Raw genomic sequence first — 22,047 nt, 5'->3', positions numbered from 1 at the left:
GGCCTTCGGAAGACCAGCGCGGAAGACGTCGCGGACAGACTCGGGCGCGCTTGACTTTTTACCGGGGCGGGGGCATTTGCGCTCGTCATGCTCGCGGGCGCAGCAATGCCGCCCGCGTTTTCTATTTTAACGAAGTAAAGGGAACGGGCGCCATGGCGAAACCGGCAAACGTGAAAATCAAACTCGTGTCGACCGCCGATACCGGCTTTTTCTACGTCACGAGAAAGAACCCGCGCAACATCACGGAAAAGATGGTCATGCGCAAATATGATCCCGTCGCGCGCAAGCATGTCGAGTTCAAGGAAGCCAAGATCAAGTAAGCGCCGGGCGGGCGCTATAACGGCCTGCCCCAACTGTTTCAGCGATTGCGGGTCCGGCAATGGGCAGCGGTTTCGGGATCAGCCGCCCGTCATATTCTCGCTTGTCCGGTTCATGCGGGCGTTTTCGACCTGTGTCTGATTCCGCCCCATGTCCTTGGCGACGTACAGGGCCCGGTCGGCCCGCGTGACCAGATTGTGCATATCGCCGTTCGTCGTCAGCGTGGCCACGCCAATGCTGATCGTTACGCCGACTTCCTGCCCGCCCACATTGATGCGGGTCTCCGCCACCAGCAGGCGAATCCGCTCGGCGACATGCACGGCCTCGTCTGAATCGATCCCGGGAAGCGCGACGGCAAACTCCTCGCCGCCAAATCGCGCGGCAACATCGACGCCGCGTATATTGGCGGCAATGGTTTCCGCCACGCGCCGCAGCATATGATCGCCGGCGGTATGCCCGTGCTGGTCGTTCACATCCTTGAAACGATCGAGGTCGAGAAGCAGCAGTGATAGCGGGGTCGCATCCGCATGCGCCGCACTTGCCAGCAGTTCGAGCTGGTGCGTCAGATAATGCCTGTTGAACAGCCCCGTTACCGCGTCGGTGGTCGCCAGCCGTAAAGACGCGTGCATATTGCCGCGCAGACGGTCGGAGAATTTCTTGCGCCGGATCATGTTGCGGATGCGCGTCTCGATCTCCAGCCGCGCGGAAGGCAGCTTCACGCATTCATTGGCACCCAGATCGAACGCCCGCGCAATGGGCGCGACCCTTTCATCAATGCTGGCGGCGAGGACGGGCAGCCCCCGCGTTTCGGCCGAGCCCCGCAGCCGCGCGAGCAGTTCCAGACCGTCCCGCTCATGCGCGGCGATCGGCAGCGCCACGAGATCCACTTCGGACGACCGGATCATGTCGAGCGCGCCGTCGATGGGCAGCGTCCGGATCGCGCCGAAGGTCGCAAGTCCGGGTTTCAGAGCGGTGAGGAGAGCCGAGCCATTATCCACCAGCGCGATGGTCCGCGCACGGTGCGGTGCCGATCCATCATAAAGTGGCACCAGCGCGGCGGAGACGTCCTCGGGCCCGCACATTTCATCAATCAGCTCTTTCTGCCTGAGGAGCGCGCGCACGCGGGCAATCAGTTCAACGGCGTTCAGCGGCTTGCAAACAAAGTCCTCCGCCCCGGCCGCGAGCCCCTCGGCGCGCGCCTCTGGCTCTGCGATCGCCGTCACGAAAATGACGGGCAGCATGCGCGTTTCGCTCAGTGCCTTCAGCCTGCGGCAGACGGAATAGCCGTCCTCCCCCGGCATCATGACGTCAAGCAGGACAAGGTCGGGCTTTTCCCGCTTGGCGATTTCGACGGCTTCCTCGCCGCTGCTCGCCTTGATCACATCGTAGAATTCATCCTCGAGAATAGCCTCAAGCAGCAGCAGATTGGTCGGCAGGTCGTCAACGATAAGGATACGTGCTGTCATCTAATAAGAGTTCCTATATGTACTGACGCACGATGTCGATGAAGCGAGCGACGGAGATCGGCTTTGCGATATACGCCTCGCAGCCGCCCGCCTTCATGCGCTCCTCATCGCCCTTCATCGCAAAGGCGGTGACGGCGACGACGGGAATGTCGGCCAAAGCGGGGTCGGCCTTCAGCCAGCCCGTCACTTCAAGGCCGGACACTTCCGGCAACTGAATGTCCATGAGAATAAGGTCGGGCCGCTGCTTGCGCACCATGTCGAGCACACGCCGTCCATCGCGTGTCTGCATCGTCTCATACCCATGTGCCGCCAGCAGATCGCAAAACAGTTTCATGTTGAGATCATTGTCCTCGACGACGAGAACTGTTTTCGCCATGTGTGTGGGATCCTTCCCGAACCCTGCCAGTTGCCAGCAAATGCAATTGCAAGAGCGTAACCCGCATAAATGGTGGTAGCTGAATGAACCCTTTACCAAGAGCTAGCAAAAGCAACATGCCAGACCACGAGGTTCTGGCGATATCGGCGATAGCGCATATCGCGTCGGACGAAAACCTTCTTGGCCGGTTCATCGACCTAAGCGGCCTGGATGTGCCGCAGCTGAGGTCCGGTCTGACGGACGCGGGCACCCAGCGCGCCGCACTGGAGTTTCTGGCCGCGCACGAACCTGACCTGATCCGCTGCGCCGAAGTCCTTTTGGTGGACCCCGCAGACCTGATCCGTGCAAGAGACGCCTTATGAAACCCCTGTTGATCTCCGACTGTGACGAAGTCCTCGTGTCGTTCGCGGCGCCCTTTGGCGCGCATCTCGAAGAGGCGCACAATATGCGACTGAGGCTCGACAGCTTCGCGCTGTCCGGTAATGTCCGGCACATGGCCGATGACAGCCCGGTCGCCGATGACGCGATGCCAGACCTTCTGATGGATTTTTTCCGGACCGGCATGCACCGCCAGACCGCCGCGCCCGGCGCGGCCGAAGCGCTCGCGGCGCTGGACACGCTCTACGATATTGTTATCCTGACCAATATCGAGGACGAGCATCGCGAGCGCCGGAAGTCACAGGTGAGGGCACTCGGCATGGACTATGAAGTCTATTGCAATCGCGGCCCCAAAGGCCCGGCGCTGAAGCGGATCCTGGAAGCGCATGGCAGTCCGCCCGCCGTTTTCATGGACGACCTGCCACCGCACCATCAGAGCGTGAAAACCGAGGTCCCGCATGTGCACTGTATTCATATGGTTGCCGATGCGCAGCTTCGCCAAATGATCCCGCCTGCGGCACATGCCGATGCCCGCATTGATGACTGGCCCGACGCAAGGGTCTATCTGGAACGTCTTATCAACGAGGAAAACCTTGCACGGACCGGGGTCCGTGTAAGATAGGAGCCGAATATGACCATTGAAGAAAAACTGAACGCCCGCGGGCTCACCCTGCCCGCCGCACCCGCCGCCGCCGCAAACTATGTCCCCTTCGTAAAAGCGGGCGGGCTGCTCCACATTGCAGGGCAGATACCGTTCGATGCGAATGGCGAGTTGATGTGCGGTACGGTGGGCGACACCGTGACAACGGATGAGGCCTATGCCATCGCCCAGCGCTGCGCGCTTGCCATCCTTGCCCAGACAAAGGCCGCCCTCGGCTCGCTGGAGGCGATTCGCCAGGTCGTGAAGCTGAACGTTTTTGTCGCATCCGTGCCGGGATATACCGAACAGCCGAAAGTCGCGAACGGCGCCAGCGACCTCCTCGCGGAGATTCTGGGAGAGCCGGGCCGACATGCCCGCAGCGCCGTCGGTGTGGCGGCACTGCCACTGGGCGTCGCGGTCGAGATAGATGCGGTGATCGAATTCGATGCTGATTGAAAGCAGTCGGAAAGCACGTGACGCACGGGAAGCCAAAATGGCGATCCTGTCTGCGAAACCCTTTGCGCATCGCGGCCTTCATGCGGAAAATGGGCCGGTGGAAAATAGTGTCGCCGCATTCGAGGCGGCGATCAACGCCGGTTTCGGTATCGAACTGGATGTCCAGTTGACGCAGGAGGCCGGGGCCGTCGTGTTCCACGACAGCACGCTGGAGCGGCTTTCGGAGGGGACCGGCCCCGTGCTGCACAAAAGCATGAAGGCCCTGGAGGCCATAAAGCTCAGGAACTCCGACGAAAAAATCCGGACGCTGCAGGATGTGCTGCTGCACATTGGCGGCCGTACCCCGGTGCTGATCGAGGCAAAGGTAGGTCAGGCAAGTCCGCTGGCACTGGCGCTGGCGGTTCGCCGCGCGCTGGAAGGATATGTCGGCCCTGTTGGCATCATGTCGTTTCATCCAGCGGTCTCGCGCTGGTTTCATGACCATTTTCCGCTGATGCTGAACGGGCTGGTCGTCAGCGAAGAGCCGGATACGGCCGGTTCCGCATGGCGTGCCAGCGCGCCCGCACGATTCTTCGCCATTCAGCGGGCCAGGCCCAAATTCATCGCCTATGATGTCCGTTCGCTGCCCAGCCGTCTGGCGCGGCATTTCCAGAAGCCGGGCAAACGCACCTTTACCTGGACGGTTCGCACCGATCAGGACATTGCCGTCGGCCGCGCTCATGCCGACCAGCTGATCCTTGAAGGGCACGCCGCCGCGCAGCTTGCTGGCCGGAAAGACTAGCGCGTCACTTCCAGAGCGCCTGCGTGAACATGCCGCTTTGCACATGTGCCGCTGACCATCGAGTCTGACCGAATGGCCGCTCCCCGCATCGAACTGGTTCCATCCGCCAGCGCCATCCCGGCCGCGGCATGGGATGCCTGTGCTGGCACCGGCAATCCGTTCGCAACGCACGCATTCGCCCATGCCCTTGAGCAATCGGGCAGCGTCAGTGCGCAGACGGGCTGGACGCCCGCACATCTCGCCGTCCGGCCCGATGAGGCCGCGGACCCGGTTTCGGTCATGCCCGCCTACGTCAAAACCCACAGCCGCGGAGAATTTGTCTTCGATCATGGCTGGGCCGAGGCGTTCGAAAGGGCGGGCGGGCAATATTATCCGAAATTGCAGATCAGTACGCCCTTCACGCCCGCTACGGGACCGCGGCTGCTGACACGCAGCGACGCCGACCCCGCCCTGCTCCTGAAGGGTGCGGAGGCGGTATGCCGGCATCACAGCCTGTCATCGGCCCATGCGACGTTCATACCGCCCGAGCAATTGCCGGTGTTCAGGGATGCGGACTGGCTGATCCGGCATGGTGAACAGTTCCACTGGTTCAATCGCGATTATCGCACGTTCGATGATTTTCTGGGCGCGCTTTCGTCCCGCAAGCGCAAGACCATCCGCCGGGAACGCCGGGGCGCGGCGGACAGCGGCCTGCGGATTCTACAGCTGCGCGGTGCGGATATTCGCGAAGAGGACTGGGATGATTTCTGGGTTTTCTATCAGGATACGGGCGCGCGGAAATGGGGGTCTCCCTATCTGACGCGGTCCTTCTTCACGCTGATGTCTCAAATGATGGCGGACCGCCTGCTGCTGGTGGTGGCGCGCATGGAGGGAAGGACCGTGGCCGCCGCGCTGAACTTCATAGGAGGGGACTGTCTTTATGGACGTTATTGGGGCACCGTCGTCGACGTGCCGTTCCTGCATTTCGAACTATGCTATTATCAGGCGATCGACTTTGCGATCGCGCATGGACTGGCGCGGGTCGAGGCGGGCGCGCAGGGTCCGCACAAGCTGGCACGGGGCTACGAACCCGTGACGACATATTCTGCGCATTTCATCGCCGATGCCGGATTGCGGACAGCCGTGGCGGAATTTCTGACCCATGAGCGCGACATGGTCGCCCGTGATATCGAGATCATGCGCGGAATGACGCCCTTTCGCAGGGACGAAGGCTAGTCTCGTCAGCTAGGCGGCGACGGCCGTCAGGAAGGTGCGCGCATTGCGCTGCGCTTCCGAAATCTGCTCATGAGTCATTTCCGCGGACACTTCGCTGCGGTCCTGCTTGGCACGCTCATCGCCCTTGAGCGCGGCGAGATTGAACCATTTATGCGCTTCGATCAGATCGACATCGACACCGGCACGGCCCACCGCATAGGCAACGCCCAGCTCGTAAAACGCATCCGGGTCGCCGCTCATCGCCTTCATGACCTGCTGTTGCAGAAAGCGCGCGTCTCCATTTTTGATCCGTCCCATTTTTCCGTCCCATCCGTTCTGTTGGCGCAATCAAAGCACCGATGGTGTTCAAAAATGGTTAACGGCCGGCGGCCTGCTGAAGATGAAGCTTTCCTGCCCGCCCGCAACAACCCGCTGGACGCGCGAAGCGGGCAGCAGGACGATCGCCCTGGTGCCCTTGCCTGAGGTGCCCACAAGACGGAACGTGCCCTCATGCAATTCCACGAGCGCCTTTGTCAGCGGCAGGCCAAGGCCGTGGCCGGGAATGGTATTGTCACGGCGAAGCCTGCCAAAAGGCCGCATGGCGACGTCGATCTCCGCGGCACTGATACCCGGACCATTATCCATGACCTCAAGCGCCATCCGGCCCTGCCGGTCGATGCGCGCGGTGACGCGGATACGGCCGCCATCAGGGCCATATTTGATCGCATTGGACAGCAGATTCACCACCACCTGACGCATCATGCGGCTGTCGCCCAGAAGCGGCGGCAGGTCGGGCGGTACACGCATGTCGATTTGAACATTATGCGCGGATGCCGACGTCGCGAGCATGCGCGCGGCGCTCTCAATACAATCGGAAATATGGAAGCTGTCGTCGGTCATATCCATTTCGCCCGAAGAAAACCGGGCGAGATCCAGCATGGCATCGACTGTGCCGCTGAGCGCCTGCGCCGCCTCCCAAAGCATACCGGCATGACGTTCGATCCGGTCCGGAGCGACATGGCCGCCGGCCAGCATCTCCGCATATCCCATGATCGCGCCCAGCGGCGTTTTCAGCTCATGCGCAAATGCGGACATGAAAAGGTCGGGCGCCGTGTTTGCCACGTTGTTTTCCGGCACGCTCTTCGAACTACCTGGCTTTTCCACGAAGGCCCCCACCATAACCGCGTTCAGCCCCCGCCGACACGGTAAGAAATAGTTAAAGGGTATTAACAAAGCGTAAATTTTGCCAATTATCCGTACATAAATCCTATGAAAATCGGGTCATGCCCGCGCGCGGCCATCTTGTCGGAAACGCAGGGGTGACCGGCATCGCCCGGCGCCTGTCACCGCACATATTCCGCGCCGGTCACGCGCCGGTCGCAGCGCCGAATGTCACCAATCGCCCGCATGGTTCGAGCGAAGCAGCCGGTGCCGCGACGCTGTCAGGCTTTCGCTTTTCGGCGCCATTCCGTCAGCAGAAACTCTGTGTAGCCATTGGCCTGCGCCGCCCCCTTCAGCACAAGCGCCTCGGCGGCCCGGTAGGCCGGCCCGGTATATTTCGGGGCCATTGGCCGATACGCCGGATCGTGCGCATTCTGTCTGTCGACCACTTCGGCCATGCGCCGCATTGCGGCGCGGACCTGCTTTTCAGTCACGACACCGTGCATGACCCAATTGGCGATATGCTGGGAAGAAATGCGAAGCGTCGCACGATCCTCCATCAGGCCCACATCATGCACGTCCGGCACTTTCGAGCAGCCGACACCCGCGTCGACCCAGCGGACGACATAACCAAGAATGCCCTGGCAATTATTGTCCAGCTCCTCGGCGATTTCCTCGTCCGACCAATTGTGGCCGTCGGCAAGCGGCGGGGTCAGAAGGTCGGAAAGACGATCGGTGACCGGTGACCGGGCAAGCTCGTCCTGCCGGTCAAGGACATTGACCTGATGATAATGCAGCGCATGCAGCGTCGCCGCGGTCGGACTTGGCACCCATGCACAGGTCGCCCCCGCCTTCAGATGGCCGATTTTCTGCGTCATCATATCGGCCATCATGTCGGGGGCAGCCCACATGCCCTTGCCGATCTGCGCCCTGCCCTTCAGACCCGCCGCGAGGCCGATGCCGACATTGCGCGCCTCATAGGCGTCGATCCAGGCATCGGCCTTGATCGCGCCCTTGCGCTTCACGGCACCCGCCCGCATCACCGTGTGGATCTCATCGCCCGTACGGTCGAGGAAACCCGTATTGATGAAGACGAGGCGCTTCTTCGCAGCCTGGATACAGGCGGCCAGATTCGCGCTCGTCCGGCGTTCCTCGTCCATGACACCGATCTTCAGCGTGTTCTTTTCCATGCCGAGCATTTTTTCCACGCGGTCGAACAGCGTGCAGGCGAAGGCGACTTCCTCGGGTCCGTGCAGCTTCGGCTTGACGATATAGACGCTGCCCTCGCGGCTGTTGGTGCCCCTGTCGTGCAGCGCGCAAAGCGCCGTGACAGCGGCGTCGACGAGCGTTTCGGGAACGTCATTGCCCGCGGCGTCCGTCACCATATCGGTCATCAGATGATGGCCAACATTACGGACGAGGAGCATGGACCGGCCCGCAAGCGTCACGGCGGCGCCGTCCGGCGCGGTGTAGTCACGGTCCTGCGCGAGGGCGCGGGTGAACGTCTCGCCGCCCTTGGTCACGTCCTCCCGCAGCGTGCCCTGCATCAGGCCGAGCCAATTGCCATAGGCCAGCACCTTGTCCTCCGCATCGACCGCCGCGACGGAATCTTCGCAGTCGATGATGGTCGAGATGGCGGATTCAACGATCAGGTCAGCGACACCGGCCTTGTCCGTCCTGCCAATGGCATGCGCACGGTCGATCAGGATTTCGACGTGGAGACCATTATTCTTCAAGAGGATCGCGGTTGGCGCGTCAGGGTCGCCGCGATAGCCCGCGAACTGGTCCGGATCGACAAGCGTCGGGGCGAGCTGTCCCGCCACGATCTTATAGGCGGCAAGCTTTGCATGACTGGTCGAGGCGAGTTTGAAATGCTGGTCAAGGAAAGCCTTCGCATAGTCGATGACCTGCTGGCCCCGCGCCGGGTCATAGGGGCCTTTTGGCGGCACGGAGCCGAGCACGTCCGTCCCGTAAAGAGCGTCGTAAAGGCTGCCCCAGCGGGCATTGGCCGCGTTCAGCGCATAGCGGGCGTTCGTGACCGGCACCACGAGCTGCGGGCCGGGGATCGTCGACAGTTCCGGATCGACATTCGTGGTTTCGATTTTGAAACCGGCAGGCTTCGGAACCAGATAGCCGATGCGCTCAAGTTCCTTCCGCTGCGCCTCGACATCGAGCGGCCTGCCCTGCTGCTTGGCGTACCATTCGTCCAGCAGGCGCTGCAACGTATCGCGCTTTTTCAGAAGTTTCGCGTTGATCGGCGCGAGATCGCGCATGATGCCCGACAGCCCCGACCAGAAGGCGTCGGCCTCGACACCGCTGCCCGGAAGCGCGCGGGTTTCTATAAAGTCGGCAAGGCGGGGGTCGACGCTGAGGTCGGCGCGAATGGTGGTCATATTCAGTCCTTTGCGAATTCAAAAGCGTTCGGGCCGCGCTGCGTCTCGTCGATAATCAGCCGGCGGTTCGTCGGGGGCACGGCGCGCTGGCGGCAGCCGGTGCGGGTGCAGGCGGCGCAGCCAAGACCGATCGGCATGGCCGTGCCATCGAGATCCAGCCCCTTGGCGTATGTCAGCCCGTGCGCATGCCGTGTTTCACAGCCAAGGCCAATGGCAAATTCAGGCGCGGCCATGCCGAACGGCTGGCGATATGCCGTGACGGTGCGGGCCATGGTCAAAAAGCGGCCACCATCCTCAAGCTCGACAAGCTGGGTCAACGTCTCGCCGCGCCGCTCAAATGCGCGGTGAAGCGTCCATAGCGGACAGGTGCCGCCCGTCTGCGCAAAAGGGAAGCTGCCCGCCGAAAAACGCTTCGAGATATTTCCGGCCCGGTCGACCCGGATCAGGAAGAACGGGATGCCGCGCGCGCCCGGGCGCTGCAGCGTGGTGAGCCGGTGCGCCACCTGCTCGAAGCCCGCGCCAAAGCGCGCTTCCAAAAGGGAAATGTCATACCCCGTCGCCTCCGCCGCCTCATAGAAGCGCCGGTAAGGCATCATCATGGCGGCGGCGGCATAATTGGTGAGGTTCTGCACCAGCAGGCGCTCGGCGGGTTTCGATGCCAGGTTTGCGCGCGAAGCGACGGCCTCGATCTGCGATTTCAACTCGAAGGTCGCCAGTTGATATGCCGCCTGGAACGAGCGGCTGGCATTGTCGAGAATTTCGCTCAGCTGAACCTGACGATTGTGGATATCGAAGCGGCGAAGCAGCTCCGGCATCACGTCGGCGGGAAGGATGCGTATGGTGAAACCGTGCTTCACCCGCAGCCGGTCGGACACGCTGCCCAGGAAATGCGGTCCGGCAAGACGCAATTCATCCGCAAGATCCTCGCAGGCCGCCTCCAGTTCGGGGAAATGATTGCGCGCGCCCTCGATGATCGCCCGAACGGCGGCAAGCGGGGTTTGCCCCTTGCCCGGCGTGGGTTCCGGATCGCCGCCGCTTTCCTTCGCGCGGTGCAGCTGGATCAGCGCCTGGGCAATGCCGGGCTGGGCGGCCACGAATTCCTGCAGCTCCGCCTTGCCGACATCAATGCCGCTGAGGAGAGGCGACGCCAGCGCTTCGGCGACCTCCCGCTCGACCTGTTCCTCTCCCTCGGAGATCAACTCCCGCAGATCCGCATTATAGGTTTCGGAAAGCTTTAGCAGGAAGGGTGCCGTCAGGGGGCGCTGGTTGCGCTCGATGAGATTGAGGTAGCTGGTGGAGACGCCGATTTCCTCGGCCATGCGCGTCTGCGTCAGACCCAGCCGCCCGCGCAGGCGGCGCATGCGCGGGCCTGCGAATATCTTACGATCGGGAAGGGAAAACCGCTCGCTCTTCATTGTAAAATATTTACAACTTTACAATACATTTTCGCGAAGTCCGCACTGGTACACATGATTTCCACAGGATTCCATTGACCGTTGCTACGATGTACCGGCAGAAGGGTCAATGTCAGTTTTCACCGCCGATCAGCGAATCTTTTCGCACATGCAATGTGAAAACAATGTAAATGAAATTAACCACTGGAGTGCCCGAATGACATATACGAACCAGATCACCGAGGCTGAACGACTGATCGGCCAGAACGGCGCTCCCTGGGCAGATGTAGAGGCGGAGGCCGTTGCGCGCATGCGCCTGCAGAACCGGTTCAAAACGGGTCTCGACATCGCGAAATACACCGCGAAAATCATGCGCGAGGACATGGCCGCATATGATGCCGATCCCGCGAACTACACCCAGTCGCTGGGCGCGTGGCACGGCTTTATCGGCCAGCAGCAGATGATTTCCATCAAAAAGCACTTCGGGTCCACGAAACGCAAATATCTGTACCTCAGCGGCTGGATGGTCGCCGCGCTGCGCAGCGCCTTTGGACCGCTGCCCGACCAGTCCATGCACGAGAAAACCACCGTCCCCATGCTGATCGAGGAACTTTACACGTTCCTGAAGCAGGCGGATGCCCGTGAGCTTGGCCTGATGTTCAGTGAACTCGATGCCGCCCGTGAAGCCGGCGACGAAGTGAAGGCGAAGGATCTGCAGAATCAGATCGACAATTTCCAGACGCACGTCGTGCCGATCATCGCCGACATCGATGCCGGTTTCGGCAATGCCGAAGCGACCTATCTGCTGGCGAAAAAGATGATCGAGGCGGGCGCCTGCGCCATCCAGATCGAGAATCAGGTGTCCGACGAAAAGCAGTGCGGCCATCAGGACGGCAAGGTGACCGTGCCGCATGAGGACTTCCACGCGAAGATCCGCGCCGTCCGCTATGCCTTTCTGGAACTGGGCGTTGACGATGGCATTATCGTTGCGCGCACCGATTCGCTGGGCGCGGGCCTGACGAAACAGATCGCGTTCACGAAGGAAGCGGGCGATCTTGCCGACCAGTATAATTCTTTCCTGGATGTGGAAGAGGTGGACGCGAACAATGTCGGTCACGGCGACGTGCTGATCAGCCGCGATGGCAAGCTGGTGAAGCCGAAGCGCCTGCCCTCCAACCTGTTCCAGTTCCGCGCCGGCACGGGCGAAGACCGCTGTGTCCTCGACAGCATCACGGCGCTGCAGAACGGTGCGGACCTGTTGTGGATCGAAACCGAGAAGCCGCACATCGGCCAGATCGGCGGCATGGTCAGCCGTATCCGCGAGGTCATGCCGAACGCAAAGCTGGTCTATAACAACTCGCCGTCATTCAACTGGACATTGAATTTCCGCCAGCAGGTTTACGATGCCTGGGCCGAGGCGGGTAAGGATGTCAGCGCATTCGACCGCGCCAAGCTGATGAGTGTCGATTATGATGGCACTGAACTGGCGGCAGAAGCCGACGAACGCATCCGCACCTTCCAGAAGGATGCCGCGCGCGAGGCCGGCATCTTCCATCACCTGATCACATTGCCGACCTATCATACGGCGGCCCTGTCGACGGATAATTTGTCCAAACGCTATTTTGGCGAGGAGGCCATGCTCGGCTACGTCCTGAACGTCCAGCGCGAGGAGATCCGTCAGGGCATCGCGTGCGTGAAGCATCAGAACATGTCGGGTTCCGACATTGGCGACGACCATAAGGAATATTTCGCCGGTGAGGCGGCCCTGAAGGCCAGCGGCAAGGACAATACGATGAACCAGTTCGCCGCCTGAGGCTAATTGTTTGGGCAGGCGGGAAAACAGCAACCCCGCCCGCCCCGTCCCTCTTCTGGGGAGGAGAGAGCGCCCGTTCGGACACTGGTCGTCGTACCAGGGTCCGGGCGGGCGTCTTTCATTTGGCCAGCTTTCGCAGACATGATCAAATTTTCGCGGGCGAGACCATGGCGACGGGGTCAGAAACGCCGGATCATGTGAGCACGTTCGCTCCTCTTTGCACCGACAGTCTCTTGCCGGGCTTCGCCGTCAGGCTGCGCGTCTTGATCGTATCAACATAGGTCCAGTCGCAGCGCGCCTGCTCCGCCTCCAGCGTTACCACACCATAGCCGCGCCGGGACAGGTCGGTCCATTGCAGTTCCGGGCTGCTGCCGATCATCGCGCTTTCGATGACCGCCGGGTCCGTTCGCGTGAAGAACGCTTCGTAACCGGGCGACGTGACGGACGAGACGGCGAATTCGACGCCCGCGGGCGCGCCATTTTCCGTCAGGTTGAATGCCCAGCTATTGTGGCTATCGCCCGCCAGAACCACCAGATTGGCGTCGACAGCCTGCGCGTCCGTCAGCAGGCGCGACCGCGCGGCGGGGTAGCCGGTCCAGGCATCCATGCTGGCCGGAATACCGGCCTGTGACAGGCCAAGCGCGGCATTGACCCTTTGTTTTACATAATCGGGCGCTGCCGGGTCGAGCCACGCGCCGATGGCGGACGGCGTATAGGTCGTCCCCATGACGACCTGCTGCGCCAGCACCTGCCAGCGCTGGCCCGATGAAACCGACGAGGCCAGCGCCTCCTTCAGCCAGGCTTCCTGCCGCATGCCCATCATCGTCCGTGCAGAGTCGCCCCAGTCGGCATCCTTCAACCGTGTGACCGCGGCCGCGAAGCTGCCCGCCTCTGCGAAGACCCGCGCGACATCGACCTGTTCGTCGCGGCCCTCGATGCGCGTGTCGAGCCGGAACAGCGTGGCCAGATCGCCGATGCGGTAGGCCTTGTACGGCTCGTCGCTGACCGGCATCCAGTGGCGATAGGCGGCCTTGGCGGTGGCTTTGCGCAGGTCCCAGTCGCCTTCTGTATCAGGCTGATGATTCTCCGCGCCGCCTTCCCATGCGTCATTGGTGATTTCATGATCGTCCCAGATGCTGACCATGGGCAGCACCTGGTGCAGGCGCCGCAGGTCGGGATCGGCGCGGTAGACGGCATAGCGGCGATGATAGTCGTCCATCGACACGATCTCATGCGCCGGGTCGACGTCCCGGCCCGCGATTTTCTGGTCCGCAGCCGGATAGGTGCCGGCGGCATATTCATAGAAATAGTCGCCGAGATGGACCGCCAGATGCAGGTCGTTCCGCATGGCCGCATGGGCATAGGCGTTGAAATAGCCGAAAGGCAGGTTCGAGCAGGACATGACCGCCATTGCGAATGGATCGGTCCCCGCCGCCGGCAGCGTGCGGGTGCGGCCGACCACCGAGGTCTCACCGCCGGGCGCGCGGAACCGATAGAAATACCACGTCGCGGGCGACAGGCCGGACAGCACCGCTTTTGCGCAGTGGCCCGAAGCCTCCGATGACGTCGCCTCGCCCGATGCGACGACGCGGCCAAACTCGGCGTCCTCGGCCAGTTCGACGGTGAGGCGCGTGTCGCTTGCCCCGGCCGCGCCGACATAGCGCGTCCACAGAAGAATGGCATCGGCAGCGGGCTCGCCAGAGGCAACGCCGTGCGTGAAGCCGCGCCCCATTGTGGCCGCCATCACGGCGCCTGGCAGCGTAAGCCCCGCCGTCATGCTCCCCGCCGCGGCGAGGGTGGCACCCAGAAACTGACGGCGGCGCAATTCGATACTCATGACATCTCCCCTAGGCTTCGTGGGCCTGCTAGGCCAAACCTGTGACAAACATGATACGCCCCATCATCTTCGCGCGCTATCCTGAGCCTGGCCGCTGCAAGACCCGCATGATTCCAATGCTGGGCGCGGACGGTGCGGCGATGCTGCAGGCGCGGCTGGTGACGCGCGCGCTTGACCGTCTGGCACCGCTCTTGCCGATATTGTCGGTGACAGGCGGAGACGACCGGGCATGGCGGACACGATTTGGCGCGGGCATCAGCCTGCGGAAAGACGCGGGCGACGACCTTGGCGCACGCATGCTCGCCGCGCTGATACCTGGCCCCGCGATCGTGGTGGGAAGCGATGTGCCGGGCATGAGCGCAGAGCTGGTCAGCGCCGCCGCCATGCAGCTTGATGCGCATGACGCGGTTTTTGGTCCCGCTGAAGATGGCGGATTCTGGCTGGTTGGCATGACCCGGCCCGATCCGCGCCTGTTTGAGGGCGTTCGCTGGGGCACGGACGATGTACTTGCCGCCGTCATGGCGAACGCGGCGCGCTGCGATATTTCGGTCGCGCGTGCCGCCACACTAGCCGACTGCGACTGTCCTGAGGACCTGCGGCACTGGCCGGAACTGGCGGCCGGTCTTGTTCCCGGTGCGTGACATCAGCGTCATCATCCCCGCCCTCGACGAGGCGGACAGGATCGGCGACTGCCTCGCTACGCTTGCGGGCGCGGAGGTGATCGTTGCCGATGGCGGCAGCACGGACGGCACCGTGGAGATCGCGCGTGCTCACGGCGCGAGTGTCGTCGCATCGACCGGCCCGCGCGGCGCGGCGCTGAATGCGGCTGCCGGTGCGGCCTCTGGTGACATACTCCTTTTCCTGCACGCGGACACGCATCTGCCAGCTGGATGGACGACGGGTGTTCGGGACAGCATGCAGGATCACGGCATCTCGCTCGGTGCCTTTTCACTGGCGATCAGGAATGCCCGGCGTGCGGAGCGCCTTCTCTGCTGGGGCGCGAATATGCGCAGCCGGGTATTCTCCCTGCCTTATGGCGATCAGGCGCTGTTCCTGCGGGCGGAAATGTTCCGGCGGCTGGGCGGGTTTCGGGCGGTCCCGATCATGGAGGATTTCGATCTTGTCCGCCGCGCCCGTGCGCTTGGCAGGGTCGTCACCCGGCCGGAACACGCCGTCACCTCGCCCCGCCGCTGGCGCAAGAAGGGAGCCGTGAAGACGACCGCGATCAATCAGGCCATGCTGCTCGGCTGGCAAATGGGGATTTCGCCCGAGCGGCTTTCCGCATTCTACCGCGGACGCCGCCTGTAGCGGGCGGGGATCAGAACACAGCCAGTCAATGGCGACACGCTCGCCGACCGTGCCCGTGACCGGGATATCAAGGCGCGCGCCGGGGGCAGAACATTGACGAAACCACCGAGCGCGGTGCACTTGGGTCACCCGCGATCTTCATCGACGAGACGCAGACGTGTTTCCGCGACGCTCAATTGCCGCCGGTCCGGCACGCGATTGCGCGCCGGCCTGGATAAAACCCTGATCTGGACCGGAGAAACCATCATGGTGCGGTCGAGAAGACTCGAACTTCCACGGGCTTTCGCCCACAACGACCTCAACGTTGCGCGTCTACCAATTCCGCCACGACCGCACTTGTGATGGCATGCGACGGGTCGGACCCGTCTGGCAAGCGCCGCGCCTTAGCAGAGCCATATTGGCCCCGCAAGCGCTGTCTCCCAAAGAAGGACGCCCGCTTCGATATCTCTATCGAAACGGGCGTTTGCCGCGTTCATTTTGAGCGGCTTTTCTCAGGGATGGAGGAAATCAGGCAGCTTGCGCCTGCTCCGTTTCCTCAGCCTTTGCCGCGGCGCGGGCGACCGCCGCGGCCTTTTTCACGAGAACACCGACGATCTTCTCCTGTGCCTGATCCTCATTAGTGCCTTCAAGCGCGGCGAGCTCGCGGGCGAGGCGACCGATCGCCGCCTCGAAAATCTGGCGTTCGGAATAGGACTGTTCCGGCTGGTCATCACCGCGGTGCAGGTCACGCACCACTTCGGCGATGGAGACAAGGTCACCGGAATTAATCTTCGCCTCATATTCCTGAGCGCGGCGCGACCACATGGTGCGTTTGACCTTCGGCTTGCCCTTCAGCGTCGTCATCGCGTCGGCGAGCGTCGCCTGGCTGGACAGCTTCCGCATGCCGACGGTTTCAGCCTTCATGGTGGGGACGCGCAGGGTCATTTTTTCCTTTTCGAAGCGCAGCACATAAAGCTCCAGCGCTTCCCCGGCGATTTCGGTTTTCTGAATTTCGATCACACGGCCCACACCGTGTTTTGGGTATACAACAAAGTCACCAGCAGCAAAGCTGAGAGAAGATTTCTTGGCGGCCATAAATACTCCTAGGACAGCATCGGCTTTACAGCCTGCACGAAACGGCGTGCCCGTCTGAATTCGCCATCGCTGTATGGTGCCTGCACCAATTGTCACAAACCGGATTCAGTCGCGCAGGCTGCAACTGGTCGGCCATATAGGTTTCATCGCAAGAACCGAAATTCTTACGATTATCACATTACCATAACAGAAAAGAACGAAATGCGCCAGTCGAGAAGGCGCGGCACCCCCGGCACGTTGCCAATCCGTTACTGTCGGCCGCGCCATCGGCGATGCGCGCGGCCGAAAACCTCAGCCCTCGCCGGGTTCGGCCGAGAAGTATTTCTCGAACTTGCCGTCTTCACCCTTGTGATCATCGGCCTCGGGAAGCTCGTCCTTCTTCACCGTGATGTTCGGCCATTCGGCGGAATAGGTATTGTTGAGTTCCAGCCATTTTTCGAGGCCGTCCTCCGTATCGGGCAGAATGGCCTCCGCGGGGCATTCAGGCTCGCACACGCCGCAATCGATGCACTCCGACGGGTTGATGACGAGCATGTTCTCGCCCTCGTAGAAACAGTCGACGGGGCATACCTCGACGCAGTCGGTATATTTGCATTTGATGCAGGCGTCGGTGACGACGTAGGTCATGGCGATCTGTAACCCCGATTAACTACTGGACAGCCGCGTTCGTAAGCGTGGGTCCGAACAGGGTCAATCCTGAGATTAGCGGGCGGGCGCCGCCGCTTCGCGTGCCTGTGACGATATGGATTCGGCTTGGCTGGCGAGGCGTTCGGAATGAACGCCATCATGGCACCGACATTGGCGGCGGGCCCCGCGCCCCGTCGCATATCCTCACCTATCCTGGACTGTCCTGAACATGATCCCGCCGATCCGAAACGGCAAAGCCTGGCGCCAGGTCGGTATAAAGTTCGCGCGCGTCGGTATAGGGTCCGCGGCGATCCCCCAGGGCACTGACACGCACGATCCTGACCCGCTCGCCCCGCGTGAACGCGATCACATCGCCGACGTGCACACAGGCGGAGGCGCGCCTGATCACCCGTCCTTCTATCCTGATCCGGCGGCGCTTGGCGAGACTTTGGGCTTCGCCGCGCGTTTTTGTCAGACGGGCAAACCACAGGAATTTGTCGATACGCTGCGCCGGGACCGGCCCATCTATCCGCGTACCGCTCAAACCTTCAGCGCCTTCAGCGCCGCGAACGGAGAGTGCGGCGACGGCGCGCGCTCGCCGCGGCGATCCCGCACGGGGCGGTCGAGGCCGCGCCAGAGGAATGCACGCCGCCCGTCAATCTCTGTTCGGCGATACCCCAGCGCGCGCATCACCTTGCCAAAATCCGCGGCGTCGAGGCCCAGCGTTGGCACCCAATTCTCATCGGGCATGAACGGTTTCATACCCTTGCGCTGCGTATGCAGGGCACGCGACAGGCGCTCGATCATGTCGAGCCGGATCGCGCGGCCGCCAATGACGGTAAATCCGGCCACCGGATAAAACGCATCGGGAGCGGCCGGATCGGCCGCAAAGGAGACGATTCCAGGCGCAGGCGGCTGCGGCATTTTCTCAAGGCCCGAGGCAATGGCCCAAAGGGCGAGCCGCCAGCGGGTCGGCGCCGGGCGCAGCAGCCCCGAAACGAACAGGTGGGTGATGCCGATGGTGACGCCGGCCTTCGACAGCAGTGCACGGTCTTCCCCGGTCATCGAGGCCAGCAACGGCGCGAGAGGCCGCTTTTCCAGAACGCCCAGCGCCTCGATCATCTGCACGGCCAGACCCCGCGCCGCCGGGCTGGCATTCTGCGAATCCGCCGTCTTCGCAAGCAGGGCGAGCGGGGCGAGATGATGTTCGATCCGGGCTGACAGCCACGATGACAGTTTTTCCGCCATCCTGACCGTCAAACCGGCATCGAGCGCACCGATCGCCCGCGCGAGCCGGATGCGCGGCCGCAGCGCCGTCGGTCCGCCATGAATGCGAGCCACGCGCGCGCCGCGCCACAGGATACGGGGCGGAAGTTTCCCGGTCAGCGCCAGCTCGAATTCGTGATCGGGCGCGGCAATCAGCTCGGCCCCGCGCTTTGCCAGCTCGCCGGACAGGCGGCGCTCGGCGGCGGCGATCAGACGCTTTTTCTCGCCTGCCTTCGCAGCCGTTTCCGCCGTGAAGCGAAACCCGGTGAGTGTTCCGATTTCCTCGCCGCCAATCGCGACGGTCCCGTCGCCGTCGATTTCCAGGGGCAGCATGTCGGCGCCGCCCGCAAGGTCGCGCATGAGGACCGACGTACGCCTGTCGACGAACCGCTGACGCAGCCGTTCGTGCAGCGCGTCCGAGAGCTTTTCCTCGAGCGCGCGCGTCCGGTCGGCCCACAGGCGCGGATTGGCCAGCCAGGCCTCGCGATGTGAAATATAGGTCCAGGTCCGCGCCGCCGAGATCCTGTGCGACAGCGCGTCGATGCCGCCCTGCCTGTCATCAAGGCGCGCCACTTCCGCCGCGATCCAGTCGGTCGGAATATGGCCATCGCCCTCCGTCAGATTGAGGAAGATACGCGCCGCGAGACGCGCATGTTCCTTTGCCCCGGACTTGCGATAATCGGGCAGGTTGCAAACCGACCATAATATACGAAGGCGCTCCGGCGACCCTGCGCGGCCCGCAATGACGGGATCTTCGGCAAGTAGCTTCAGCACCGCCTCGTCCGTCGCGCGGTTCGTCCGCGCCAGATCATCCCGTTCCGGACGCTGCTCCAGCGATTGGATCAGACTGGGCAGCGACCGCCAGTCGAGCCGGGCATTGCGCCACGTCAGCCGCTTCACGGGTGTGAAGTCGTGGCTCTCGATCGCCTCGACCTCCGGTTCCTGCAACTCGGGTCCGCCAGCGTCACCGTAGACCAGCGTGCCGAATGTACCGTCGGTCTGGTATCGCCCCGCCCGCCCGGCGATCTGGGCCATTTCCGCAGGCGAAAGTCGGCGGTTTCTCTGTCCATCGAATTTCGACAGGGCCGCGAAGGCGATATGATCGATGTCCATGTTGAGACCCATGCCAATGGCGTCGGTCGCGACAAGATAATCCACCTCGCCCGACTGGTAGAGGTCCACCTGAGCATTTCGTGTGCGCGGGCTGAGCGCGCCCATCACCACCGCCGCGCCGCCCTTTTGCCGCCGCAGCATTTCGGCAAGCGCATACACCTCTTCGACGCTGAACGCGATCAGTGCCGCGCGGCGCGGCAGGCGCGACAGTTTCTTTGGACCGGCGTGGGTGATCTGCGAAAAGCGGGGGCGGCTTTCGATGAAGGCGTCGGGCAACAGGCGCCGCACCATCGGGATCATCGTCGATGCGCCCAGCAGCATGGTTTCCGCCGTACCGCGCCGGTGGAGCAGGCGGTCGGTGAACACATGGCCGCGCTCCGGGTCAGCGGCGAGCTGCACCTCGTCTATGGCGATAAATTCGGGGTGAATATCGGTGGGCATCGCCTCTGCCGTACACAGCCAGTAGCGCGCGCCGTCGGGGACGATCTTTTCTTCGCCGGTCACCAGCGCGACCTGCGCCCGCCCCTTGATCGCGACGACCCGGTCGTAGACTTCGCGCGCCAGCAGCCGCAGCGGAAATCCCATCATCCCGGATGCATGGCCGCACATGCGCGTCACCGCGAGATGCGTCTTGCCCGTATTGGTGGGGCCAAGGACGGCGGTCAGCTTCGGGGCAGCCATGGCAGGAATGTGGCGGCTCCCTGCGCGCATCGCAAGCGCCAAGATTGCCGCGCTTGTGGATGGTTCCGGCGCGGACTCCGTTCATCCCTTCATGTGAACCGTTCACCGCAAGGAGGCGCTATCGCCGATTCCGTTTATTTGACATTAAGGATTCTGCGTGACTATTCGGATTCACAGGAAAATTCAGTCTCACCGAGATATGGTTTCCAGAAGTTGGCCAGCCTGGCATGCGCATGTGGACAGGCGGCGAGGGAGGGGTCTCTAATTGTACAAGGGCGCGGCACTTGATGGACTGGCGATGTTTGCGAACACGCAAGCACCCGCCCCGGCGCATCCCGCACAGCGCTTTTTTGTCGATCTGGGCGATGATATCGGCACGGGACGCTGGTGGCGCGGGATGGCGTCACTGGTCATCATGCTGGCGATCGCGTTCCTGATCGCAAGCAGTCCGGCATCGCTGCCGGCGCGCGCGGCACCCGCATTGCAAAGCGCACAGCTCGGTTCGCTCACCGCGATCCGCGTCGCACCGCTTTCCAAAGGCGGCCAGACGGGAATGAAGGTCAGCGCGACCGCTCTTGTCAAACCGCTGAAAGAAACGCCCGAGCGGCCGCGCATAGAGCTGGTGGCGGAGCTGGGCGCGGTCGACAGCTTCTCGGGCGCGCTGCGCCGCGCGGGCGTCAGCATGTCGGATATTGCGGAGGCCACTTCGCTGGTTCAGGATCACGCCGACATCTCCCGCCTGCAGCCCGGCACGACCTTCGATCTCGTCCTGGGCCGCCGTACCGACCGGACACAGCCGCGGCCCCTGGAAGAACTCGCCTTTCGCGCGGCCTTCGACCTGAAGATCGAAATCGCCCGCAACGCCAGCCGTGATCTGTTCGTGCGCCCGGTACCCATCCGGATCGATGACACGCCGCTGCGCGTGTCCGGCCTCGTCGGCGATAGCCTGTACAAATCGGCGCGGACCGCCGGCCTGCCAAGCCGCGTCGTTGCCAATTTTATCAAGGTGCTGAGCCCGCGCGTGAATTTCCAGCGCAACGTCTATGCCTCTGACGAATTCGATGTCGTCGTCGCGCACAAACGCGCCGAGACGGGGGAAACCCAGACCGGCGAATTGCTGTATGCGCGCCTTGATGGACAGGGAAAAGACCTGGAAATCGCCGCATGGGAAAAGGACGGCAAGACGCAGTATTTTCTTGCTGACGGCAAGGGCGTGAAAGAGGGGATGTCGCTGTCGCCTGTACGCGGCGCGCGCACCTCATCCGGGTTCGGTATGCGCCGTCACCCGGTCCTGAAGCGCACGCGCATGCACAAGGGCATTGATTACGCCGCGCGTTCCGGCACGCCTATCGAAGCGACCGCAGCGGGCACCGTCATTTTCGCCGGACGCAATGGCGGCTATGGCAATCAGGTCCGCATCCGTCACCGCAACGGCATCGTGACCAGCTACAGCCACATGCGCGGTTTCGCCGACGGTATCGGGCGCGGCACCAGCGTCAGTCAGGGACAGAAGATTGGCTATGTCGGGTCCACCGGCATGTCGACGGGGCCGCATCTGCATTATGAAGTGCACGTCGCCGGACGCGCGGTGAACCCGCGTTCGCAGAAACTGCCAACCGGCGTCGAACTGACCGGCAGCGAGCTGCGCGCATTCCAGACCGAACTTGCCCGCCTGCGCGGCATTTCGCCGGTCGGGAACAAGGACGAGGCAGGTGCCGATATTGAGGTCGTCAACGGGCCCTAGCGACCGGGAATTCCGCGCTGTCGGCTT

The 22,047-nt window shown here is 62.8% G+C and carries 21 protein-coding genes and 1 tRNA gene; 10 read left to right on the top strand and 12 right to left on the bottom strand.

What is annotated here, in order from left to right; all coding sequences use genetic code 11:
* Nucleotides 1-152 precede the first annotated feature (152 nt).
* A complete protein-coding gene (gene rpmG / locus KCG44_RS13180) occupies nucleotides 153-320 on the top strand; it encodes a 50S ribosomal protein L33 (RefSeq protein WP_218446570.1) in 168 nt (55 codons plus the stop codon).
* A gap of 78 nt (nucleotides 321-398) precedes the next feature.
* Here rpmG and KCG44_RS13175 read toward each other — a convergent pair whose 3' ends face one another.
* Nucleotides 399-1,784 carry a diguanylate cyclase gene (locus tag KCG44_RS13175; RefSeq protein ID WP_218446569.1) on the bottom strand — a complete coding sequence of 462 codons (1,386 nt, stop codon included), beginning with the start codon at nucleotides 1,782-1,784 and terminating at the stop codon, nucleotides 399-401.
* 13 nt (nucleotides 1,785-1,797) lie between these two features.
* Nucleotides 1,798-2,160, bottom strand: coding sequence for a response regulator (locus KCG44_RS13170; protein ID WP_218446568.1), 363 nt, complete (start codon nucleotides 2,158-2,160; stop codon nucleotides 1,798-1,800).
* 116 nt (nucleotides 2,161-2,276) lie between these two features.
* On the opposite strand from KCG44_RS13170, the gene KCG44_RS13165 reads away from it, so the two are divergent.
* The 5 genes from KCG44_RS13165 to KCG44_RS13145 all read left to right on the top strand — a co-directional run bounded on the left by KCG44_RS13165 (nucleotide 2,277) and on the right by KCG44_RS13145 (nucleotide 5,630).
* Nucleotides 2,277-2,522, top strand: a complete 246-nt coding sequence (locus tag KCG44_RS13165) for a DUF3572 family protein (protein ID WP_218446567.1) — start codon at nucleotides 2,277-2,279, stop codon at nucleotides 2,520-2,522.
* On the top strand, nucleotides 2,519-3,160 hold the full coding sequence (locus KCG44_RS13160; protein ID WP_218446566.1) for an HAD family hydrolase: 642 nt from the start codon (nucleotides 2,519-2,521) through the stop codon (nucleotides 3,158-3,160). The genes KCG44_RS13165 and KCG44_RS13160 overlap by 4 nt, the downstream gene beginning before the upstream one ends.
* 9 nt (nucleotides 3,161-3,169) lie before the next feature.
* The gene (locus tag KCG44_RS13155) at nucleotides 3,170-3,634 is read left to right on the top strand and encodes a RidA family protein (protein WP_218446565.1); all 465 of its coding nucleotides are present in this window, start codon (nucleotides 3,170-3,172) and stop codon (nucleotides 3,632-3,634) included.
* 37 nt (nucleotides 3,635-3,671) lie between these two features.
* Nucleotides 3,672-4,415 carry a glycerophosphodiester phosphodiesterase family protein gene (locus tag KCG44_RS13150; RefSeq protein ID WP_255536565.1) on the top strand — a complete coding sequence of 248 codons (744 nt, stop codon included), beginning with the start codon at nucleotides 3,672-3,674 and terminating at the stop codon, nucleotides 4,413-4,415.
* Nucleotides 4,416-4,487: 72 nt separating this feature from the next.
* Nucleotides 4,488-5,630: a GNAT family N-acetyltransferase gene (locus tag KCG44_RS13145; protein ID WP_218446563.1), complete on the top strand. Its 1,143-nt coding sequence runs from the start codon at nucleotides 4,488-4,490 to the stop codon at nucleotides 5,628-5,630.
* Between the two features lie 9 nt (nucleotides 5,631-5,639).
* Here KCG44_RS13145 and KCG44_RS13140 read toward each other — a convergent pair whose 3' ends face one another.
* From KCG44_RS13140 to KCG44_RS13125, 4 genes are all read right to left on the bottom strand, one after another.
* Nucleotides 5,640-5,927: a hypothetical protein gene (locus tag KCG44_RS13140; protein WP_218446562.1), complete on the bottom strand. Its 288-nt coding sequence runs from the start codon at nucleotides 5,925-5,927 to the stop codon at nucleotides 5,640-5,642.
* Between the two features lie 48 nt (nucleotides 5,928-5,975).
* Entirely contained in the window at nucleotides 5,976-6,731 is a 756-nt protein-coding gene (locus KCG44_RS13135; protein WP_218446561.1) for a sensor histidine kinase, read from the bottom strand.
* Nucleotides 6,732-7,051: 320 nt separating this feature from the next.
* Nucleotides 7,052-9,163 carry a malate synthase G gene (locus KCG44_RS13130; protein WP_218446560.1) on the bottom strand — a complete coding sequence of 704 codons (2,112 nt, stop codon included), beginning with the start codon at nucleotides 9,161-9,163 and terminating at the stop codon, nucleotides 7,052-7,054.
* Nucleotides 9,164-9,165: 2 nt separating this feature from the next.
* Nucleotides 9,166-10,578 carry a helix-turn-helix domain-containing protein gene (locus KCG44_RS13125; RefSeq protein WP_218446559.1) on the bottom strand — a complete coding sequence of 471 codons (1,413 nt, stop codon included), beginning with the start codon at nucleotides 10,576-10,578 and terminating at the stop codon, nucleotides 9,166-9,168.
* 196 nt (nucleotides 10,579-10,774) lie between these two features.
* Between KCG44_RS13125 and KCG44_RS13120 the strand changes: the two genes are divergently transcribed.
* Nucleotides 10,775-12,370: an isocitrate lyase gene (locus KCG44_RS13120; protein WP_218446558.1), complete on the top strand. Its 1,596-nt coding sequence runs from the start codon at nucleotides 10,775-10,777 to the stop codon at nucleotides 12,368-12,370.
* A 193-nt stretch (nucleotides 12,371-12,563) separates the two neighbouring features.
* Here KCG44_RS13120 and KCG44_RS13115 read toward each other — a convergent pair whose 3' ends face one another.
* On the bottom strand, nucleotides 12,564-14,207 hold the full coding sequence (locus KCG44_RS13115) for an alkaline phosphatase D family protein (RefSeq protein WP_218446557.1): 1,644 nt from the start codon (nucleotides 14,205-14,207) through the stop codon (nucleotides 12,564-12,566).
* 50 nt (nucleotides 14,208-14,257) lie between these two features.
* Here KCG44_RS13115 and KCG44_RS13110 point away from each other — a divergent pair, with 50 nt between their 5' ends.
* A complete protein-coding gene (locus KCG44_RS13110; RefSeq protein WP_218446556.1) occupies nucleotides 14,258-14,848 on the top strand; it encodes a TIGR04282 family arsenosugar biosynthesis glycosyltransferase in 591 nt (196 codons plus the stop codon).
* On the top strand, nucleotides 14,841-15,515 hold the full coding sequence (locus KCG44_RS13105) for a TIGR04283 family arsenosugar biosynthesis glycosyltransferase (RefSeq protein ID WP_218446555.1): 675 nt from the start codon (nucleotides 14,841-14,843) through the stop codon (nucleotides 15,513-15,515). The genes KCG44_RS13110 and KCG44_RS13105 overlap by 8 nt, the downstream gene beginning before the upstream one ends.
* 247 nt (nucleotides 15,516-15,762) lie before the next feature.
* On the opposite strand, the gene KCG44_RS13100 is transcribed toward KCG44_RS13105, so the two are convergent.
* From KCG44_RS13100 to KCG44_RS13080, 5 genes are all read right to left on the bottom strand, one after another.
* A tRNA-Leu gene (locus KCG44_RS13100) sits at nucleotides 15,763-15,849 on the bottom strand.
* 173 nt (nucleotides 15,850-16,022) lie between these two features.
* Nucleotides 16,023-16,589, bottom strand: a complete 567-nt coding sequence (locus tag KCG44_RS13095) for a CarD family transcriptional regulator (protein ID WP_218446554.1) — start codon at nucleotides 16,587-16,589, stop codon at nucleotides 16,023-16,025.
* 291 nt (nucleotides 16,590-16,880) lie between these two features.
* Complete coding sequence (gene fdxA, locus KCG44_RS13090; protein ID WP_218446553.1) at nucleotides 16,881-17,216, bottom strand: ferredoxin FdxA; 336 nt, start codon at nucleotides 17,214-17,216, stop codon at nucleotides 16,881-16,883.
* Between the two features lie 208 nt (nucleotides 17,217-17,424).
* Nucleotides 17,425-17,760 (bottom strand): RNA-binding S4 domain-containing protein, encoded by a 336-nt coding sequence (locus KCG44_RS13085; protein ID WP_255536563.1) that lies wholly within the window; start codon nucleotides 17,758-17,760, stop codon nucleotides 17,425-17,427.
* Nucleotides 17,757-20,276 carry a helicase-related protein gene (locus tag KCG44_RS13080; RefSeq protein ID WP_255536562.1) on the bottom strand — a complete coding sequence of 840 codons (2,520 nt, stop codon included), beginning with the start codon at nucleotides 20,274-20,276 and terminating at the stop codon, nucleotides 17,757-17,759. Before KCG44_RS13080 ends, KCG44_RS13085 begins: the two co-directional genes overlap by 4 nt.
* A 298-nt stretch (nucleotides 20,277-20,574) precedes the next feature.
* On the opposite strand from KCG44_RS13080, the gene KCG44_RS13075 reads away from it, so the two are divergent.
* Complete coding sequence (locus KCG44_RS13075) at nucleotides 20,575-22,020, top strand: peptidoglycan DD-metalloendopeptidase family protein (protein WP_218446552.1); 1,446 nt, start codon at nucleotides 20,575-20,577, stop codon at nucleotides 22,018-22,020.
* Nucleotides 22,021-22,047 lie beyond the last annotated feature (27 nt).

The organism is Pacificimonas pallii (assembly GCF_019204005.1).
GTDB classification, from domain to species: domain Bacteria; phylum Pseudomonadota; class Alphaproteobacteria; order Sphingomonadales; family Sphingomonadaceae; genus Pacificimonas; species Pacificimonas pallii.
The sequence above is the reverse complement of the archived record's forward strand: the minus strand, read 5'-3'. Positions and strand labels throughout refer to the sequence as shown.

Bases quoted from the DNA above. Each gene is read 5' to 3' on its own strand.
- KCG44_RS13075 (WP_218446552.1), top strand. From the start codon at position 20,575: ATGTTTGCGAACACGCAAGCACCCGCCCCGGCGCATCCCGCACAGCGC.
- KCG44_RS13125 (WP_218446559.1), bottom strand. From the start codon at position 10,578: ATGAAGAGCGAGCGGTTTTCCCTTCCCGATCGTAAGATATTCGCAGGC.
- KCG44_RS13145 (WP_218446563.1), top strand. From the start codon at position 4,488: ATGGCCGCTCCCCGCATCGAACTGGTTCCATCCGCCAGCGCCATCCCG.
- KCG44_RS13155 (WP_218446565.1), top strand. From the start codon at position 3,170: ATGACCATTGAAGAAAAACTGAACGCCCGCGGGCTCACCCTGCCCGCC.
- KCG44_RS13175 (WP_218446569.1), bottom strand. From the start codon at position 1,784: ATGACAGCACGTATCCTTATCGTTGACGACCTGCCGACCAATCTGCTG.
- KCG44_RS13080 (WP_255536562.1), bottom strand. From the start codon at position 20,276: ATGGCTGCCCCGAAGCTGACCGCCGTCCTTGGCCCCACCAATACGGGC.
- KCG44_RS13150 (WP_255536565.1), top strand. From the start codon at position 3,672: ATGGCGATCCTGTCTGCGAAACCCTTTGCGCATCGCGGCCTTCATGCG.
- KCG44_RS13120 (WP_218446558.1), top strand. From the start codon at position 10,775: ATGACATATACGAACCAGATCACCGAGGCTGAACGACTGATCGGCCAG.
- fdxA (WP_218446553.1), bottom strand. From the start codon at position 17,216: ATGACCTACGTCGTCACCGACGCCTGCATCAAATGCAAATATACCGAC.
- KCG44_RS13160 (WP_218446566.1), top strand. From the start codon at position 2,519: ATGAAACCCCTGTTGATCTCCGACTGTGACGAAGTCCTCGTGTCGTTC.
- KCG44_RS13095 (WP_218446554.1), bottom strand. From the start codon at position 16,589: ATGGCCGCCAAGAAATCTTCTCTCAGCTTTGCTGCTGGTGACTTTGTT.
- KCG44_RS13140 (WP_218446562.1), bottom strand. From the start codon at position 5,927: ATGGGACGGATCAAAAATGGAGACGCGCGCTTTCTGCAACAGCAGGTC.
- KCG44_RS13130 (WP_218446560.1), bottom strand. From the start codon at position 9,163: ATGACCACCATTCGCGCCGACCTCAGCGTCGACCCCCGCCTTGCCGAC.
- KCG44_RS13110 (WP_218446556.1), top strand. From the start codon at position 14,258: ATGATACGCCCCATCATCTTCGCGCGCTATCCTGAGCCTGGCCGCTGC.
- KCG44_RS13170 (WP_218446568.1), bottom strand. From the start codon at position 2,160: ATGGCGAAAACAGTTCTCGTCGTCGAGGACAATGATCTCAACATGAAA.
- rpmG (WP_218446570.1), top strand. From the start codon at position 153: ATGGCGAAACCGGCAAACGTGAAAATCAAACTCGTGTCGACCGCCGAT.
- KCG44_RS13115 (WP_218446557.1), bottom strand. From the start codon at position 14,207: ATGAGTATCGAATTGCGCCGCCGTCAGTTTCTGGGTGCCACCCTCGCC.
- KCG44_RS13165 (WP_218446567.1), top strand. From the start codon at position 2,277: ATGCCAGACCACGAGGTTCTGGCGATATCGGCGATAGCGCATATCGCG.